This window comes from Flavobacterium cryoconiti (assembly GCF_048158645.1).
GTDB lineage: Bacteria > Bacteroidota > Bacteroidia > Flavobacteriales > Flavobacteriaceae > Flavobacterium > Flavobacterium cryoconiti.
Window position 1 is genome coordinate 1 of sequence record NZ_JBLNKW010000030.1, and the last position, 1289, is coordinate 1289.

Here is a 1289-nt window from a genome sequence, read left to right on the forward strand (position 1 = left end):
TTCGTATTCTTTGGTATACCGAATCTGTGAAATACTTAATCCAACCAATTGTGATAATGCTACCGTTACTGTTACTGTTACGGCGCCTGTAATTGATGCAATTAATGATGCAGGAACCGCTGTAAATGGATTTACTGGCGGAACGGCTTTCACCAATGTCCTTTCAAATGATACCCTTAACGGTGTGGCTGTAGTGCCCGCTCAAGTCAATACGACTTTTGTCTCTGCAACCAATGCCGGAATCACGCTTTCTGGTACCAATGTAATAATAGCCGCAGGTACACCTGCCGGTTCGTATTCTTTGGTATACCGAATCTGTGAAATACTTAATCCAACCAATTGTGATAATGCTACCGTTACTGTTACTGTTACGGCGCCTGTAATTGATGCAATTAATGATGCAGGAACTACTGTATATGGATCTACTAACGAAACTGCCTTCACCAATGTCCTTTCAAATGATACCCTTAACGGTGTGGATGTAGTGCCTGCTCAAGTCAATACGACTTTTGTGTCTGCAACCAATGCCGGAATCACGCTTTCTGGTACCAATGTAATAGTAGCTGCGGGTACACCTGCCGGTTCGTATTCTTTGGTATACCGAATCTGTGAAATACTTAATCCAACCAATTGTGATAATGCTACCGTTACTGTTACCGTTACACCAAAAGCACTGAATGTGGCTGTGGTAGCGGATGATAAAACGAAAGTATACGGGGACGTGAATCCTGCACTTACCGCTGTGGTGACCGGTGCCGTTAATGGAGACACCATCAACTATACCTTGGCCACTACCGCGACACAGTTCTCCAATGTCGGTGACTATCCGATTGCGGTGACTTTGGGGACCAATCCAAACTATACCGTTGCCTATACCGATGCGACGTTGACCGTTACACCAAAAGCACTTAATGTGACTGTGGTGGCGGATGATAAATCGAAAGTATACGGGGACGTGAATCCTGCACTTACCGCTGTGGTGACCGGTGCCGTTAATGGAGACACCATCAACTATACCCTGGCCACTACCGCGACACAGTTCTCCAATGTCGGTGACTATCCGATTGCGGTGACTTTGGGGACCAATCCAAACTATACCGTTGCCTATACCGATGCGACGTTGACCGTTACACCAAAAGCACTGAATGTGACTGTGGTGGCGGATGATAAAACGAAAGTATACGGGGACGTGAATCCTGCACTTACCGCTGTGGTGACCGGTGCCGTTAATGGAGACACCATCAACTATACCCTGGCCACTACCGCGACACAGTTCTCCAATGTCGGTG

Annotated in this window: 1 protein-coding gene; it reads left to right on the plus strand. The window is 46.7% G+C overall.

Annotation, left to right across the window (positions count from 1 at the left end; translation table 11 throughout):
* Positions 1 to 1289 (plus strand): MBG domain-containing protein (locus ACM55H_RS17900; RefSeq protein ID WP_416837811.1); only part of this gene is annotated, 1289 nt, incomplete at both ends.